The following is a 16,911-nucleotide window of genomic DNA, read 5'->3' as shown; positions in this document are numbered from 1 at the left end:
GAAGTGACCTTTTACAATATTAAGCAGATTGCTTCATTCCATTTTATTTCATTCGCAATGACGATGACAGCATTAAAAAAGTAAATTGTGGTAAAACAAAATTTTAAAACAACATTCGACACTTATAATTGGGATGATACCCTAAAAAGTATCTTCCATAAAACAACTGCTGAGGTAGAAAGTGCTTTATCAAAAGATAAACTCGATTTAGAAGATTTTAAAGCATTAATATCTCCTGCTGCCCGACCTTATATTGAGCAGATGGCACAAAAAAGTAGTCTGTTAACTAAAAAAAGATTTGGTAATACCATACAAATGTATGCGCCCATGTATTTGAGTAACGAATGTCAGAATATTTGTACTTATTGTGGTTTTAGTATGACGAATAAAATACCCAGACGAACTTTAACAGATCCAGAGATTTTAAAAGAAGTGGCTTTCTTAAAGGAAAAAGGCTATGATCATATATTGTTAGTTACTGGTGAAGCGAATAAAACAGTTGGTGTTGCTTATATAAAAAATGCAATCGAATTAATTCGTTCTAAATTTTCAAATGTTACGATTGAAGTGCAACCTTTAGACCAGGATGAATATGAATCGTTAATTGAAGCGGGATTGTACGCTGTATTAGTTTATCAAGAAACGTATCACAGAGATGAGTATAAGAAACATCATCCGAAGGGGAAAAAATCTAATTTTAATTACCGCTTAGATACACCAGACAGGTTAGGGAAAGCAGGGATTCATAAAATAGGTTTAGGTGCTTTATTCGGATTAGAAGATTGGCGTGCCGATAGTTTTTTTACAGCCTTGCATTTAAAATATTTACAAAAAACGTATTGGAAAACGAAGTACTCTATTTCTTTTCCGAGGTTACGACCACATTCTGGTGGATTAGATCCAAAGGTAGAAATGACTGATGCCGATTTAGTACAATTAATTTGTGCTTTTCGTTTACTTGACGAAGATGTAGAGTTATCGATGTCTACCAGAGAAAGTGAAATTTTCAGAAATAATATTGTTAATTTAGGAGCTACATCAATCAGTGCAGAATCTAAAACGAATCCGGGAGGGTATACCGTCGAGCCACAATCGTTAGAGCAGTTTGAAATTTCTGATGAACGAAGTACAGAAGAAGTGGTAAAAATGTTAAAAGATAAAGGTCTAGAAGTCGTTTGGAAAGATTGGGCGCATTTTGAGTCAATAGAAAAATAATGAATTTAACCAACGAAGAACAAAAACAATATAACCGCCATCTTATTTTAGATAAAATAGGAGAAGTAGGTCAATTAAAATTAAAGCAAGCAAAAGTTTTGGTGATTGGTGCTGGCGGATTGGGTTGCCCTGTATTGCAATATTTAACAGCTGCAGGTGTTGGAACACTCGGAATTATAGATGATGATATTATAGATCAAAGCAATTTGCAGCGTCAAATTTTATATACGATTGATGATATTGGCTTGTCGAAAGCTGAAACAGCCGCAAAGCGATTATCAAGGTTAAATCCGTTTGTAAACTTTAAAGTATATAAAGAAAAATTAACCAATAAAAATGCCATTTCATTGTTTGAAAAATATGATGTTATTGTAGATGGAAGCGATAACTTTTCTACCCGTTATTTAACAAACGACGCCGCTGTAATTACCAAAAAACCATTGGTGTACGGCGCTATTTTTAAGTTTGAAGGTCAGGTTAGTGTATTTAATTATCAAGGAAGTGCTACGTATAGGTGCTTGTATCCGACACCACCAAAACCAGATGAATCTCCAAATTGTTCTGAAATTGGAGTTTTAGGTGTTTTACCTGGGATTATTGGTAGTTTACAAGCAAATGAGACTATTAAGATAATTTGCGAAATAGGGGAGGTTTTAGCTAATAAATTATTGATGTATGATACGCTGACTATGCGTCAAATGATTTTAAAATTTGAGAAATCAGCTAATACATCGGTTACAGCATTAGAAAAAGATTATGATTTTTTCTGCGGAATAAAAGCAGTGAAAAATGAAATTACTTTTGAGGAGCTTCAAAAGAGTTTACCGAAATATAATTTATTAGATGTACGTGAAAATTGGGAGCGTGAACAACATCATATAAACGGACAGCATATTCCTTTAGGAGAATTACAAAATAGATTTAAAGAGTTGAATATTGATAAACCTCTCGTTGTGTATTGTAAATCAGGAATACGAAGTAAAAAAGCAATTACCTTTTTAGAAGAGGCAATTGATGAGGTTATTTTTATCAACCTAAAAAACGGACTGAATTAAAAAAATGCGTTTCCTTTTTTATAAAGGAAACGCATTGTATAAATTATGGATTTGTAGACCATAAAGAAGCTCCTTTAAGCATGGCTCTTCTAGGTAAAGTTAAGCCAGCGACAATCAATTCAGCAAAATCTTCAGGTTGTAGTATTTTTTCAGGATCTCCGTCTGTAATACCTAATTCTAAAGACATATCTGACGCAATAGTACTAGGCGTAAGTGTGCAAACTCTAATATTATTTTTACGAACCTCTTTCATTAATGATTCCGACATTCCGATTACTGCAAATTTAGAAGCAGAATAAGCTGAGGTGGTTGCATTACCACTTAATCCTGCAGTAGAGGCAATATTAATAATATCACCTTCGTTTTTTTCAATTAAATAAGGTAAAACTTCTTTGGTAACATAATACATTCCCATTAAATTGGTTTGTATAATTTGTGTCCAATCTTTAACAGGCATTTCGTTCAGCGAACCAAAAGCAGCAATACCCGCATTATTTACTAAAATATCAACAGTACCAAATGTATTTATAATCTCTTTTATCCCTTTTTGAACTTCGTTGTAATTACTAACATCAAACACTGCATAAGTAGCCTCAACACCGTATGTTTTTATTTGAGCAACAGTACTAATTAATTGCTTTTCATTTCTACCAGTAATGGCAACGTTTATTCCTTTTTTTGCAAAAGCAATAGCGGTGGCTTTTCCTAAACCTCTACTACCTCCAGTTATGATAGCTTTTTTATTCGTTAAGTTTTCCATTCATTGTTTTTTAAGTGAAATATATTGTTTTTTGTATCTTTAGCTTTAATTAAAAGATACAAAAAAAACTCACCAAATTGGTGAGTTTTTTATACTAAAATATGTTTTTTACTTTGTAGTTTCTCCTTTATCAACAACTACACGATTCTCGCGATTTGCAAGTTCCCATGCTGTATGAAAAACCAAACGAGTTCTGTTTTCTAACATCTCGTAGTTAATCTTATCAGGAGTATCTGTTGGCTGGTGGTAATCATCGTGTGTACCGTTAAAATAGAAAATAACAGGAATGTTATTCTTTGCAAAATTATAATGGTCAGAACGATAATAGTAACGATTCGGATCTTTTTCGTCGTTATATTTATAGTCTAAAGCAACATTAGTGTATTTATTATTCATTGCTTCAGAAATGTTATGTAACTCAGTACTTAACTTATCAGCTCCAATTAAATATACATAATTTGGGTTTCCTTTGTGACGATCATCAACTCTACCAATCATATCAATATTTAAATTAGTAACAGTATTCGCTAAAGGGAAAATAGGGTTTTCAGTATAATACTTAGAGCCTAATAAACCTTTTTCTTCACCTGTAACGTGTAAAAATAAAATAGAACGTTTTGGTTTTTTACCTTCATTATAAGCTTGTTTAAAAGCTTCGGCAATTTCTAAAATGGCAACAGTACCTGAACCATCATCATCTGCACCGTTATATATTTTTCCATTTTTTACACCTTCATGATCTAAATGAGCAGAAATTACTAAAATTTCTTCTGGTTTTTCTGTTCCTTTTATGAAAGCAACAACATTTTCAGAATCGTTTAATTTCATTCCTCTACGATTATTACTTAAGTAAGCAGAAGGAACTTTTTGAAAATAGTTGTCATTACCTAAGGGAGATACAATTCCTTCATTTTTATAAAAGTCTCTTAAATAGTTAACTGCTTTTTTCTGACCAGGTTCTCCAGTATCACGCCCTTCAAATTCATCAGAAGCATATATAAATAAATGCTTTCCTAAATCTTTAGCTGTAATTGTTTTTGCGTATTTAGCAGCATAATCTATAGTAGTATCATTAGTTTCGGTGCTAGCGGTATCTTTACTTGCTCCGCAAGCTACAAATGCAAAAGCACTTGCTAAATAAAGTAGTTTTTTCATTAATATTTAATTAAGATTTTGGTTTAGTTAGTATCTAAAAGTAACGAAATGTTACAGAAATTCAAATTTAAATTTTCTTTATCACGAATTGTTCTAATGTTTTGTTAAAACTTACCAGCTCTTTAGGAAATAATTGCTCAAAAGCATTTTTATAGATTAATTCTTTAGCCGTTCCGCTATAAATTTGCTCATCAGAAAGTAAAATAAATTCATCGGCTAATTGAATTGCTAGATTTACTTCGTGAGTAGAAATGACAATAGTTTTTCCTGTTTTTTCAACTAATTGTTTTAATAGTGCGAATATTTTAATGGTATGATGAATATCTAAATGAGCAGTAGGTTCGTCTAAAATGATAATATCAGTATCCTGAGCTAAAGCTCGTGCAATAAGAACACGTTGTAATTGCCCATCACTTAATTCATAAAATCGTTTATCTTTTAAGTGTTCAATTGCTGTTTGTTCAATAGCCCAAAGAATTTTTTTGAGGTCTTTGGCTGATAATTTATCTATCCAATTAGTATATGGCTGTCGACCCAAAGCGATTAGTTCGAAAACGGTTAATTGGCTTTGAGGTAAGCGTTCGGTTAAAACTAAACTTAAAGAAGTTGCTAGTTCTTGGAGCGAATACTCGGTAATGCTCTTTTGGTTGATTTCGATGCTTCCACTTAATGGGTTTTGAACTTTAGAAAGTGTGCGCAGTAAAGTCGATTTACCAATACCGTTTTTACCTAATAAAGCCACAAGTTTTCCTTTTTCGACAGAAAAATTAATACCCGAAGCAATAACGGTTTGTAGCTTTTTTGTTTGATAGCCTATTGCAAGGTTTTTAATATTAAGAACGATATGTTTTTTTAAATCAGTCAAAATTATACATATATTTTCTTTTTTCGCACTAACAACCAAATAACAATAGGAGCCCCAAATAACGAAGTTATTGCGTTTATCGGTAAGGTAAATTCACTTGTAGGTAACTGAGCAATTACGTCGCAAATTAATAATATTATTGCACCTAAAAGAGCTGTTGCAGGCAAGAGTGTTTTATGGTTAGAGGTAGAAAAAATCATTTTAGAAATATGAGGAACTGCTAAGCCAATAAAAGCAATTGGGCCAGAAAAAGCAGTAATAACACCCGTTAATAAACTGGTGATTAGTAAAATAATAATTCTGCTTTTTTTTATATTGATACCTAAACTTTTCGCGTAATTTTCACCTAATAAAAAACTATTTAAAGGTTTTATAATGCTAAATGTACCTAAAATACCAATACTGTAAATAATTCCAAAAACAGTAAGTTCTGTCCAGGTTAAGTTCCCTAAGCTACCAAAACTCCAAAACATATATTGCTGAATTTGTTCAGCTTCGCTAAAATAAGATAAAACACTTATTACTGCTGATGTTAACGAACCAAACATTAAACCTATAATTAATATCGACATGGTATTTCTAACTTTATTAGCTGCTATAATTACAGCAAATAATACAAAGAAAGAACCCAAACTAGCGGCGATTGCTAATGCCCAATTAGAAAAAGCGATTGAAACAAAAATACCACCAAATAAACTAGAACCTAAAATAAGTAAGGCTACACCTAAGCTAGCACCCGAAGAGATACCTAAAACAAAAGGACCCGCTAATGGGTTTCGGAATAAGGTTTGCATTAACAATCCGCAGATTGATAAACCAGAACCAACCATAATTGCTGTAATCGCTTTGGGTAGGCGAAAATTTAAAATAATGGTTTGCCAACTGTCTTTAGATGCAATACCACCAGTTAATGCGTTAAAAATATCATCAAGAGGAATTGATACAGAACCTAAGCTAATATTCAAAAACAAGAAAAAAACCAGTATAACTGATAAGAAAATAAAATATTTTGTGTGTTTTTTAGAAGATTTCAATTAGTTGATTGATTTTAAAAATTCAACTAATTTTTTAATGGCTAATCCGCGGTGACTAACAGTATTTTTTTCATCAGAATTCATTTCTGCAAACGATTGTTTAAATCCAATAGGTTGGAAAATAGGATCGTATCCAAATCCTTTTTCTCCTTGTTTTTTAGTTAGGATCGCACCTTTGCAAATACCATTAAATAGAAATTGTTTTCCGTTTAGATTTAAACATATTGAAGTTCTAAATTGTGCTTTTCTATTTTCTTTTCCGTTTAACTCAGTAAGCAATTTTTGCATATTGTTTTCTGAATCACTTGGTTCACCGGCATAACGAGCAGAATATACACCTGGCTCTCCATTTAAACTTTCAACTTCTAAGCCAGTATCATCAGCAAAACAATTAAGATTATATTTTTGAGTAACATGATCTGCTTTTATTTTTGCATTACCATCTAAAGTGGTTGCAGTTTCTTCAATGTCATCAAAACATTGAATATCCTTTAAAGATAATAATTCAATGTTTTTAGGAAGCATTTTTTGTACTTCTGTTAGCTTATTTAGGTTATTTGTGGCAAAAACAAGTTTCATTAATTAAGTTTTGATGTAAACAAATGTATCGATTTTTATCATCTTTATAATTACTATTTTTCTTTTACCTAAAGAAAATACAAAGAGTGATTGTATTGAAAAAGAAATTTATTTATTGTGAAGTGGTGGGTATTAAAAAAGAAAAAATAAATACAAAAAAAGGCAAAATTTAGATTTATCTAAATTTTGCCTTTTTTAAAAAGAAAATAATAAAAGTTATTTATGATTTTAATTTACTTAACTCTAATTTTTTAGAGTTAATTTCTTCTTGTATTTTGTTTAATCGTTCTTGAATTTTAACGATAATAGCTTCTTTACGAGCAATACTTTCTTTAGAGGTAGTAGGATCTTGTTTCGCTTTTTCTAACTTCGATTTCATTCTAGCTAAACCTTCTTTACCACTAATCAAAATTTCTTCATTAATGCTAATATCATCTTCATAGTCACTAATTAAAGTACCTTTTTCCTTAACGATAGATTTTTCTTCAGCTTTAATTTGATTGTCTAATTGTTCTAATTTTGCAACCTCTAAACGTAAAGCTTCTTGTTCTTTTAAGTAAGCAATTTCTTTTGCTTTACGATCGTTCTCAAGTTTTATACGAGCATTTTCTAATTTTTGCTTACGTAAAGCTAATTTACTTACAGTGTTATTTACACTGTTATCTACAACAGCAGCTTCTTTTTCTATAATTGGTTTAGCTTCTTTTGTTGAACTCTTTCTAGTTTTTCTTTCTAGTTTTCTTTCAACCGTAGCTAATTTTTCTTTTTGATCATCGATTTGAGCATTCAATCTAGTTAACCTGTTTTGCATGCTTGCAATAATCTTTTCTTTTCTTTTAACGTTTTCTTTAGTTACGTTTTTACCTTTTTTAAAGTCTTCTAAATTAGCAGTTACACGTTTTAAAGCTCTAACGCCACTAACTAATACTTCTTCGTTAGCCTCAATTTGATCTTTCTTGTCTTCTACTTGTGATTTTAATGCCTCAATTTCGCTTTGAGCATTTACTTGTTGTAAACTAACGATACTGATGAAAAAAATAGAGGTTAATAAAAATTTTAATGTTTTCATTTTGATTTATTTAATTGTAAATTTAATACACTTTTTAGGGGCGACAAAATTACGGTTTTTAAATGAAATAACCTTTGGTTTTTAAAAATAAAACAACATCTGTTTTGTTGTCAATTTAACTAGTAAAAAACAGCTCTTATTTATTCATGATGATAGGGTTCATTCTTAAGAATCGTAAAGCCTCTGTAAATTTGTTCAACAATAAATAAGCGAATCATTTGGTGAGAAAAAGTCATTTTAGATAAAGACAGTTTCCCGTTCGCTTTTTTGTAAACAGCTTCAGAAAACCCGTAAGGCCCACCAATAACTAAAACCAATTGTTTAATGCCTGAATTCATCTTTTTTTGAAGGTGCTGAGAAAATTCAACAGATGTAAAATGTTTTCCTTTATCGTCCAATAAAACAAGTTGATCGGTGTTTTGAAGCTTCGCTAAAATCAATTCACCTTCTTTCTCTTTTTGTTGAGATTCACTAAGGTTCTTAACATTTTTAATGTCAGGTATAACTTCTAGTTCAAACTTAATATAATGTTTTAACCTGTTTTGATAATTGTTAATTAACTGAATCAAATTTTTATCATCAGTTTTACCAATAGCTATTAGTTTTATTTTCATGGGGTAAAATTATGAATTATGCACTACGAATTAGTATTTTTACGTCAGAATTATTCAAAACATGATATCAAAAGAACAATTTAATAAAGAGTTAGATTTAATTATTGCAAATGCCATTCGTGAAGATATTGGTGACGGTGATCATACCTCACTTTCTTGTATTCCTTCGGATGCAATAGGAAAAGCAAAGTTGTTGGTGAAAGATGATGGAATTATAGCTGGAGTTGAGTTTGCTAAAATGGTTTTTAATTATGTTGATGCCGATTTACAAATAGAAACATTAATTAACGATGGAGATGCTGTAAAATATGGAGATATTGTTTTTTATGTTACAGGTAAATCGCAATCTATTTTAATGGCAGAACGTTTGGTGTTAAATGCAATGCAACGCATGAGTGCAATTGCAACGAAAACAAAGTTTTTCGCCAATTTATTAAAAGGAACAAAAACAAAGGTTTTAGATACTCGTAAAACTACTCCTGGGATTAGAGCTATTGAAAAATGGGCTGTGAAAATTGGAGGTGGAGAAAACCACCGGTTTGCATTGTATGATATGGTAATGATAAAAGACAATCATATCGATTTTGCAGGTGGAATTACGCAAGCAATTACTAAAACAAAAAAATATTTAGCAGAAAAAGGTTTAGATATTAAAATTATAGTAGAAGCACGTAGCTTAGAAGAAATTAAAGAAATTTTATCAAACGAAGGTGTGTATCGTATTTTAATAGATAACTTTAATTATGAAGATACTCGTAAAGCTGTTGCCTTAATAGGTGATATTTGTTTAACGGAATCTTCAGGCGGAATTAACGAAGAGACAATTCGTAAATATGCTGATTGTGGAGTAGATTTTATATCATCGGGAGCCTTAACACATTCGGTTTATAATTTAGATTTAAGTTTAAAAGCAGTTGATTAATTTAATTTTATTAAAATGAAAAAACATATAATTATTGTAGCATCTTTAGTGTTTGCAATATCTTGTAATACAAAAGAAGCTGAAAAAGAAACAAAAACGAATATGGCTGTAGAAAATCCCTTATTAGTTAAAAGTAGATTAGATTATGGTGCGCCAGATTTTACTAAAATAAAAAATGAACACTTTATGCCTGCTATTCTAGAAGGTATGAAGTCGCAAAATGAAACAATTAAAGAAATTGTTGACAATACAGAAGAGCCAACTTTTAAAAATACCATTTTAAGTTTAGAAGAGAGTAGCAAAATTTTAGATGGAGTTACCGCTGTTTTTTACGGGTTAGCAGGTGCCAATACAAATGATACAATTAAAGAGATTCAAAAAGAGTTAGCTCCAAAATTCTCTAAACACAATGATGATATTTTACTAAACACCGCATTGTTTGCTAAAATTAAAACTGTTTATAAGAATTTAGATAGTTTGCAATTAGATGCTGAGTCTGCACACTTAGTAAAAGAATATTATAAGAATTTTTCTAAAGCAGGTGCTAATTTATCAGAAGATAAAAAAGAGAAGCTAAAAGCGATTAATTCAGAAATAGCAAGTCTGTCGAACGATTTTGGTAAAAAATTATTAGATGCAAGTAAAAAAGGAGGTGTTGTTGTTACTGATAAAGAAAAGCTAAAAGGATTTTCTGAAGAAAAGATTAAGTCGTTAAATAAAGATGATAAGTATGAAATTCAGTTAATTAATACAAGTCAACAACCATCATTACAAACTTTAGAAAACAGAGAGATTCGTAAAGAATTATTTGAGAAATCTATTCATAGGTCTGATTCTGGCGAATACGATACAAGTGAGTTAGTTAAGAAAATGGTTGCTTTACGAGCAAAAAAAGCACAGATTTTAGGATTTGATAATTACGCAAGTTGGAGTTTACAAGGAACAATGGCAGGAACACCAGATGAGGTTTTTAAAATGTTTAGCGGATTAATTCCGGGTTCATTAGAGAAAGTAACTTCAGAAACAAAAGAAATTCAAGCTGAAATTAAAAAAGAAGGAAACGACTTTAAATTAACGGCTTATGATTGGAATCATTACGCAGAGAAAGTACGTAAATCGAAATATAATTTAAACGAAGAGGAGGTTAAACCTTATTTTGAAGTTACAAATGTATTAGAGAAAGGTGTTTTTTATGCAGCCACTAAGTTGTACGGAATTACATTTAAAAAGCGTACAGATATTCCGGTTTACCATCCTGATGTTGTGGTGTATGAGATTTTTGAAGAAGACGGATCTAAGTTGGGATTGTATTATGGAGATTTCTTTGCAAGAGATAGCAAACGAGGTGGTGCTTGGATGAGTGCTTTCGTAAAACAATCGAAGTTGCGTAATCAAAAACCAGTAATTTACAATGTGTGTAACTCGCCGAAACCAGCAGCAGGCGAACCGGCTTTAATTAGTTTTGGTGAAGTTGAAACGATGTTTCACGAATTTGGTCACGCATTACACGGTTTATTCGGAAATCAACAATATGCATCAATTTCAGGAACAAGTACAGCGAGAGATTTTGTAGAGTTCCCGTCACAGTTTAACGAAAACTGGTCAACACATCCAGAGGTATTAAATAATTACGCGGTACATTATAAAACAGGAGAAGTAATTCCTGCTGATTTATTAAAGAAAATTAAAGATGCCGGAACTTTTAATCAAGGATACTCGATGATAGAAAACTTATGTTCTTCTAGTTTAGATATGAATTGGCATACTATTTCTGCTGATGAAAAGATAGAGGATGTTGCTAAATTTGAAGAAGATGCCTTAAAAATGATGCAGTTAAAAATAGATGAAGTTCCGCCAAGATATCGTTCTACATATTTTTCACATATTTTTAGTGGTGGTTACGCAGCTGGTTACTATTCGTATTTATGGACAGAGATGTTAAGTCACGATGCATACGATTGGTTTAAGAATAACGGATTATTAACACGTGAAAACGGACAAAAATTCCGTGAGCAAATTTTATCAAAAGGAAATACGATGGATTATGCAAAAATGTACAACACTTTTGCAGGTAGAAACCCAGCAGCAGCTCCTATGTTAAAAGCAAGAGGGTTAAAATAATATTTCTATTACAACAAGTAAAATTATATATAAATGTTGTGTTTGTGAAATTATCATAAGCACAACATTATTTATCTTATTAAAAACAATATCTGATGAAAAATAGAACAATCAACTTAATGATAAAGTTTTTGATATTAAGTATGATAATACTTATTTTTTGGGTGATAATTAATGAAGATTATTATCTGGAAAAAGTTACTAAATCTTTAAGAGCATTAAATATAAAAGATTTCAGTCTATTTCTATTCTCATTAATTTCAATAACTATTGCTATTAGTGTCTTTGACCGTTTTGGATTAAACAAAAAAATAACAGAAAAAAGAATTGAATTAATTACTGAATTATTAACAGAGTTAAAAAAACAGAATGGTTTTGGTAGCTCATATAGAGGAGATTGTTTTGCAAATCCATCTTTTTATTATCAAAAGAATATGTTTAAAGTAAATAAAGAAATCTATTCTAAAATTGATGGACTAGGTAATTTATTAAATACTAGAATTCTTTTTAGTTCAAACGACTTCTTTAATGATTTTAAAAATGTTAGAAGGGTCTTAAATAATCCTTTAATGCCAAAATCAATAATAGATAAAGCCCAGTTTTTAAAAGGTAACAATATGGGGGAGCCTACAGCATCTAAAGATGATCCAAGTAAAAAACTATTTTTATATTTCACTTCAGAGTATAAAGAAAAATTAGTGAAAGGTGAAACTGAAGAATGGATGTTTAGATTTAATGGTAACTATACTCTAAAAGATTTTCTAAAAGAATTTGATGTTCTATTTGATGCTTGTGAAAAGTGGACTATTAAGCATTCTAATGTTATTGAAGAGTTGAATTTAAAAAATTTTTAACTAAAAAATATTTTTTTTACAATGAATATAATTGTTAAGATTAAACTTATTACAGAATGAACGATTACTTCGATAGTGAAATATTTGATAAAATAGATTTTACCAAAGAAAAAATCAAAAAAGGAGAGTATGACAGTTGTACGTTCGAGAATTGTAATTTCGAAAATGTTCATGCGTCAAATATTCAATTTGTAGAATGTGAGTTTATCGATTGTAATTTTAGTAATACGATTGTAACAAATACGGCTTTTAAAGAAGTGGTATTTGTAAAGTGTAAAATGATAGGAGTAAAATTTAATGAATGCGATTCGTTTTTATTACAGTTCAGTTTTAAAGAATGTCAATTAAACTTCTCTTCATTTTATAAATTGAAAATACCAAAAACAAATTTTGTAAATTGTAGTTTACAAGAGGTTGATTTTACTGAAACAGATATAACCAATGCCGTTTTTGATACATGTGATTTAAAAAGCACCATATTTGATCGCTCAATTTTAGAAAAAGTAGATTTTAAAAGCGCTTTTAATTTTAGTATTGATCCTGACAATAATAAGCTTAAAAAAGCAAAATTTTCAAAAGAAAATATAATAGGCTTGTTGGAGAAACATAATATTATTATTGAGTAATATTAAACTGAATTTATTTTAGATTCTCATTATATATTAATCTTTTCGCTAATACGATTTTGAAATAAATTAAGGTTGACATTAAGAAATACACATATAAATATCAGGTTTTGCAGTTTTTAAAGCCTTTGAAATTTTAATCAATGACAAAACAGATAGAAAGTAATTTAGAAAAAATACCAGTATTAAACTTACTGGTGGTTTTTGGTAAAAAAATAAAGATACCTGGGCTGCAGGGAATGTCTTTGTATGATGTGCTAGAAATGTATGTTATTGGTATTGTAAAAGGCGCTTTAACTACCAGAGCAGGAGGTATTGCTTTTAGCTTTTTTATGGCAATTTTTCCTTTTATGTTGTTTATCTTGTCGTTAATACCTTATATTCCTATCGAAGGATTTCAGGATAATCTCTTTTGGTTAATTCAAGAAATGTTACCTCCCAAAACTTTTGAAGCGGTAGATTTGGTGTTAAAAGATATCGTTAACAATCAGTATAGTGGTTTATTATCGTTTGGTTTTTTAGCGTCAATTTTTTTAATGACAAACGGAGTTAACGCTATTTTTGGAGGGTTCGAATATTCATACCATGTAACAGAGTTTAGAAGTGTTTTTGTAGCTTATATAGTATCGTTAGGGGTTTCATTGTTAATGTCTTTGTTTTTAATAATAACGGTAGTTGCTATTATTTTTTATCAATTAGCATTGTCTAGAATCAATGAGATTGGCTGGTTAGAAACAAGTGATTTAGATTTTTTTTACTGGGGTAGAGGTTTGTTGTTTTTAATAATGATTTTTACAATTGTTTCATTACTCTTTCGCTTTGGAACCAAACAAGGTAGGGAGGTAAGATTCTTTTCGCCAGGAGCAATTTTAACCACAATACTGTCTTTATTTTCTTTTTATCTCTTCGGAATTTATGTAGTAAAATTTGCAACCTATAACCAACTTTATGGTTCTATTGGTACTTTATTAGTATTGATGTTGTTTGTATGGTTAAACGCAATTATATTGCTTTTAGGGTTTGAATTAAACGCATCTATTTATCGATTAAAACGAATAAATAAAACTTTATAATTCGCCTATAAATTCAGATATTTGCCAACTAAGTTGGATTAAGTATTTCACTCTTGTGAAAACTTAATTTTAAGTAACAGAATACAAACGTTTAAAAATTAAAGATTTTAAGTTTTGAGAAAAACTCACGATTTATAATCCACAATTCATAATTAACTATGAAACCATCAATCCCAAAGGGAACCAGAGATTTTTCATCAAGCGAAGTAGCAAAAAGAAATTACATATTTAATACGATCAAACACGCGTTTGAAAATTTCGGATTTCAACCTATTGAAACTCCAAGTTTCGAAAACTCATCAACTTTAATGGGAAAGTATGGGGAAGAAGGAGATCGTTTAATTTTTAAGATTTTAAATTCTGGAGATTACTTAAAGAAGGTAGATGAAACTTTATTATCAGAAAAAAACAGCCTTAAAACGACTTCAAAAATATCTGAAAAAGCATTGCGTTACGACTTAACGGTGCCGTTTGCACGTTACGTGGTACAGCATCAAAACGATATTACGTTTCCTTTTAAAAGATATCAAATTCAACCTGTTTGGAGGGCCGATCGACCGCAAAAAGGACGTTTCAGAGAATTTTATCAATGTGATGCCGATGTAGTAGGAAGTAAATCGTTATTGCAAGAAGTAGAATTTGTACAGTTATACGATACTGTTTTTAGTAAGTTAGGTTTAAACGGTGCGACTATCAAAATCAACAATCGAAAAATATTATCTGGTATTGCAGAAGTAATTGGCGCAAAAGATAAATTAATCGACTTTACGGTTGCTTTAGATAAGTTAGATAAAATAGGCAAAGAAGGTGTTGTAAAAGAAATGCTAGAAAAAGGAATTTCTGAAGATGCTATTGTAAAAGTAGATCCGTTATTTAATTTTTCAGGGAGCAATTCAGATAAATTAGCTTCTTTGCAGGAAATGTTACAAGCCTCGGATGAAGGATTGGTAGGTGTACAAGAGTTACGCACTGTTGTAGAAATGATAGACGAAATAGGGTTGTCGTCTGCTTCGTTAGAGTTAGATGTAACTTTAGCTCGTGGATTAAATTATTATACAGGTGCCATTTATGAAGTAGCAGCACCAGAAGGTGTAAGAATGGGTTCTATTGGTGGCGGAGGTCGTTATGACGATTTAACAGGGATCTTCGGATTAAAGGATGTAAGTGGCGTAGGTATTTCTTTCGGGTTAGATAGAATTTACTTGGTAATGGAAGAATTAAGCTTATTTGAAGAGGTTGAGTTGCCAAAACCAAGAGTGTTATTTTTAAATTTTAACGAAGCAGAAAATTTATCGAAGATAAAAGCGATTAAAAATTTAAGAGAAAACAACATAAAATCAGAGTTGTACCCGGATACAGCAACGAGTAATAAACAAGAGAAAAAACAGTGGAAATACGTTGATAATAGAAGCATACAATTTGTAGTAACTACTATTGAAAACGATTTGTTTGTTTTAAAAGATATGGTAAACGGAGAGCAAAGTACTTGTTCTTTAGATGAATTGAGAAGTAAAGTACAGTAAATTAACAACTAATTTGTAAATTTACGCCCTAATAATCGAAAGAAATGTTTGAAGTGAGTAGCAACAAAATGAATGACGAGAGAATAGAAGAAATCGGAGAAAATCACATAAGTACATCAGCAGAATCACCAATACGCGCTGATGCTTTTGATATTTCAGATGAAGAGAAAATAGAAAAAATTCAAGAAAGTGTTAAAGATATTTTAATCACTTTAGGAATGGATTTAACAGACGATAGTATGCAGGGTACACCTAAGCGTGTCGCAAAAGCATTTGTAAATGAAATATTTATGGGCTTAAACCCAGCAAATATGCCAAAAGCATCTACGTTTGATAATAATTACAATTATGGTGAAATGTTGGTAGAAAAGAATATCGTAGTATATTCTACCTGTGAGCATCATTTATTACCTATAATTGGTCGCGCACATGTTGCTTATATTTCTGATGGAAAAGTGATTGGGCTATCTAAAATGAATCGTATTGTAGAGTATTTCTCTAAAAGACCACAAGTACAAGAGCGTTTAACAATGCAAATTGTTCAGGCAATGCAAGAAGCTTTAGGTACACAAGATGTAGCTTGTATTATTGATGCAAAACACTTGTGTGTAAATTCTAGAGGAATAAAAGATATAGAAAGTAGTACTGTTACAGCCGAATTTGGCGGTAAATTTAAAGAGAAAGATACTAAGCGTGAATTTTTAGACTACGTTAAAATGGATACAAAATTCGATTAATCTCATCTCTATTAAAAAAAGAAGCTCGGTTTACAATATGTAAAATCGAGCTTTTTTTAATTACCTTTTTTTGATAGTATACTTACTGCCTAATAAATATAGCTAGCGCTTAAGTTAGCTGCACATAATTTTTTATTTAGATTAAAGGTGTCGTAAAATTCTTCAATGAATCTATAGGATTCGGATTTTATCACAGAAGAAGGGAATGAAAAAGAGTTTTTTGTATATGTTATTAAGGATAAACTTCGAATTCGAATTACAAGAAGGAAGAAAGGAATCAAACGCTTTGTACCTAAGTGCATTAAAATAGATATGTTATTGGCAGAGTAATTTTTTTGTATTTAAAATGTTTTATACCCTATAAGAGTGGGCGTTTTTTAGGTGTAATCTTCAAAAAATAAATATTTAATTGTAATTAAATCAATTATTTAGTTGTAATTAAAATATTTGGCATTACATTTGCAATTCAATAAACGTTGCTAGCACTTAAGCAAGCAACAAATTAATTTTTTATTATGAGTAAAGGTACCGTAAAATTCTTCAACGAATCAAAAGGATTTGGATTTATCACAGAAGAAGGAAACAACAAAGAGCATTTTGTACATGTTTCAGGATTAATCGATGAAATTCGTGAGAACGATGAGGTTGAATTTGAATTACAAGAAGGAAAAAAAGGATTAAACGCTGTAGACGTAAGAGTATTATAATA

General features: G+C 30.5%; 17 protein-coding genes. 10 read left to right on the top strand and 7 right to left on the bottom strand.

Features of this window, described 5'->3' with window-relative positions; translation table 11 throughout:
- The first annotated feature begins 87 nt into the window (after positions 1–87).
- Positions 88–1,215: a 2-iminoacetate synthase ThiH gene (gene thiH / locus ACQ629_RS04510; protein WP_483706762.1), complete on the top strand. Its 1,128-nt coding sequence runs from the start codon at positions 88–90 to the stop codon at positions 1,213–1,215.
- Positions 1,215–2,270: a molybdopterin-synthase adenylyltransferase MoeB gene (gene moeB / locus ACQ629_RS04505; protein ID WP_483706761.1), complete on the top strand. Its 1,056-nt coding sequence runs from the start codon at positions 1,215–1,217 to the stop codon at positions 2,268–2,270. The genes thiH and moeB overlap by 1 nt, the downstream gene beginning before the upstream one ends.
- 43 nt (positions 2,271–2,313) lie before the next feature.
- On the opposite strand, the gene ACQ629_RS04500 is transcribed toward moeB, so the two are convergent.
- The 7 genes from ACQ629_RS04500 to rlmH form a co-directional block, all read right to left on the bottom strand.
- On the bottom strand, positions 2,314–3,030 hold the full coding sequence (locus ACQ629_RS04500; protein ID WP_483706760.1) for a 3-ketoacyl-ACP reductase: 717 nt from the start codon (positions 3,028–3,030) through the stop codon (positions 2,314–2,316).
- Positions 3,031–3,138: 108 nt separating this feature from the next.
- Positions 3,139–4,185, bottom strand: coding sequence for a M28 family metallopeptidase (locus ACQ629_RS04495; RefSeq protein WP_483706758.1), 1,047 nt, complete (start codon positions 4,183–4,185; stop codon positions 3,139–3,141).
- A 67-nt stretch (positions 4,186–4,252) separates the two neighbouring features.
- Positions 4,253–5,050, bottom strand: a complete 798-nt coding sequence (locus tag ACQ629_RS04490; protein ID WP_483706757.1) for an ABC transporter ATP-binding protein — start codon at positions 5,048–5,050, stop codon at positions 4,253–4,255.
- Between the two features lie 2 nt (positions 5,051–5,052).
- Positions 5,053–6,084, bottom strand: coding sequence for a FecCD family ABC transporter permease (locus ACQ629_RS04485; protein ID WP_483706756.1), 1,032 nt, complete (start codon positions 6,082–6,084; stop codon positions 5,053–5,055).
- Positions 6,085–6,663, bottom strand: coding sequence for a non-canonical purine NTP diphosphatase (locus tag ACQ629_RS04480; protein WP_483706755.1), 579 nt, complete (start codon positions 6,661–6,663; stop codon positions 6,085–6,087).
- Positions 6,664–6,883: 220 nt separating this feature from the next.
- Positions 6,884–7,732, bottom strand: a complete 849-nt coding sequence (locus ACQ629_RS04475; protein ID WP_483706754.1) for a hypothetical protein — start codon at positions 7,730–7,732, stop codon at positions 6,884–6,886.
- A gap of 140 nt (positions 7,733–7,872) precedes the next feature.
- Positions 7,873–8,346, bottom strand: coding sequence for a 23S rRNA (pseudouridine(1915)-N(3))-methyltransferase RlmH (gene rlmH, locus ACQ629_RS04470; protein ID WP_483706753.1), 474 nt, complete (start codon positions 8,344–8,346; stop codon positions 7,873–7,875).
- Between the two features lie 61 nt (positions 8,347–8,407).
- On the opposite strand from rlmH, the gene nadC reads away from it, so the two are divergent.
- The 8 genes from nadC (at position 8,408) to ACQ629_RS04430 (ending at position 16,909) form a co-directional block, all read left to right on the top strand.
- Entirely contained in the window at positions 8,408–9,268 is an 861-nt protein-coding gene (nadC, locus tag ACQ629_RS04465; RefSeq protein ID WP_483706752.1) for a carboxylating nicotinate-nucleotide diphosphorylase, read from the top strand.
- A gap of 15 nt (positions 9,269–9,283) precedes the next feature.
- A complete protein-coding gene (locus ACQ629_RS04460; RefSeq protein WP_483706751.1) occupies positions 9,284–11,389 on the top strand; it encodes a M3 family metallopeptidase in 2,106 nt (701 codons plus the stop codon).
- Positions 11,390–11,484: 95 nt separating this feature from the next.
- Complete coding sequence (locus ACQ629_RS04455; RefSeq protein ID WP_483706750.1) at positions 11,485–12,243, top strand: hypothetical protein; 759 nt, start codon at positions 11,485–11,487, stop codon at positions 12,241–12,243.
- Between the two features lie 56 nt (positions 12,244–12,299).
- On the top strand, positions 12,300–12,869 hold the full coding sequence (locus ACQ629_RS04450) for a pentapeptide repeat-containing protein (RefSeq protein ID WP_483706749.1): 570 nt from the start codon (positions 12,300–12,302) through the stop codon (positions 12,867–12,869).
- A gap of 143 nt (positions 12,870–13,012) precedes the next feature.
- Complete coding sequence (locus ACQ629_RS04445) at positions 13,013–13,942, top strand: YihY/virulence factor BrkB family protein (protein WP_483706748.1); 930 nt, start codon at positions 13,013–13,015, stop codon at positions 13,940–13,942.
- 158 nt (positions 13,943–14,100) lie between these two features.
- Positions 14,101–15,465, top strand: coding sequence for a histidine--tRNA ligase (hisS, locus tag ACQ629_RS04440; RefSeq protein ID WP_483706747.1), 1,365 nt, complete (start codon positions 14,101–14,103; stop codon positions 15,463–15,465).
- 44 nt (positions 15,466–15,509) lie between these two features.
- Entirely contained in the window at positions 15,510–16,202 is a 693-nt protein-coding gene (gene folE / locus ACQ629_RS04435; protein WP_483706746.1) for a GTP cyclohydrolase I FolE, read from the top strand.
- A gap of 515 nt (positions 16,203–16,717) precedes the next feature.
- The gene (locus ACQ629_RS04430) at positions 16,718–16,909 is read left to right on the top strand and encodes a cold-shock protein (RefSeq protein WP_483706745.1); all 192 of its coding nucleotides are present in this window, start codon (positions 16,718–16,720) and stop codon (positions 16,907–16,909) included.
- The last annotated feature ends 2 nt before the right edge of the window (positions 16,910–16,911 follow it).

Source organism: Tenacibaculum sp. SM2510, assembly GCF_057002845.1.
The sequence above is the reverse complement of the archived record's forward strand: the minus strand, read 5'-3'. Positions and strand labels throughout refer to the sequence as shown.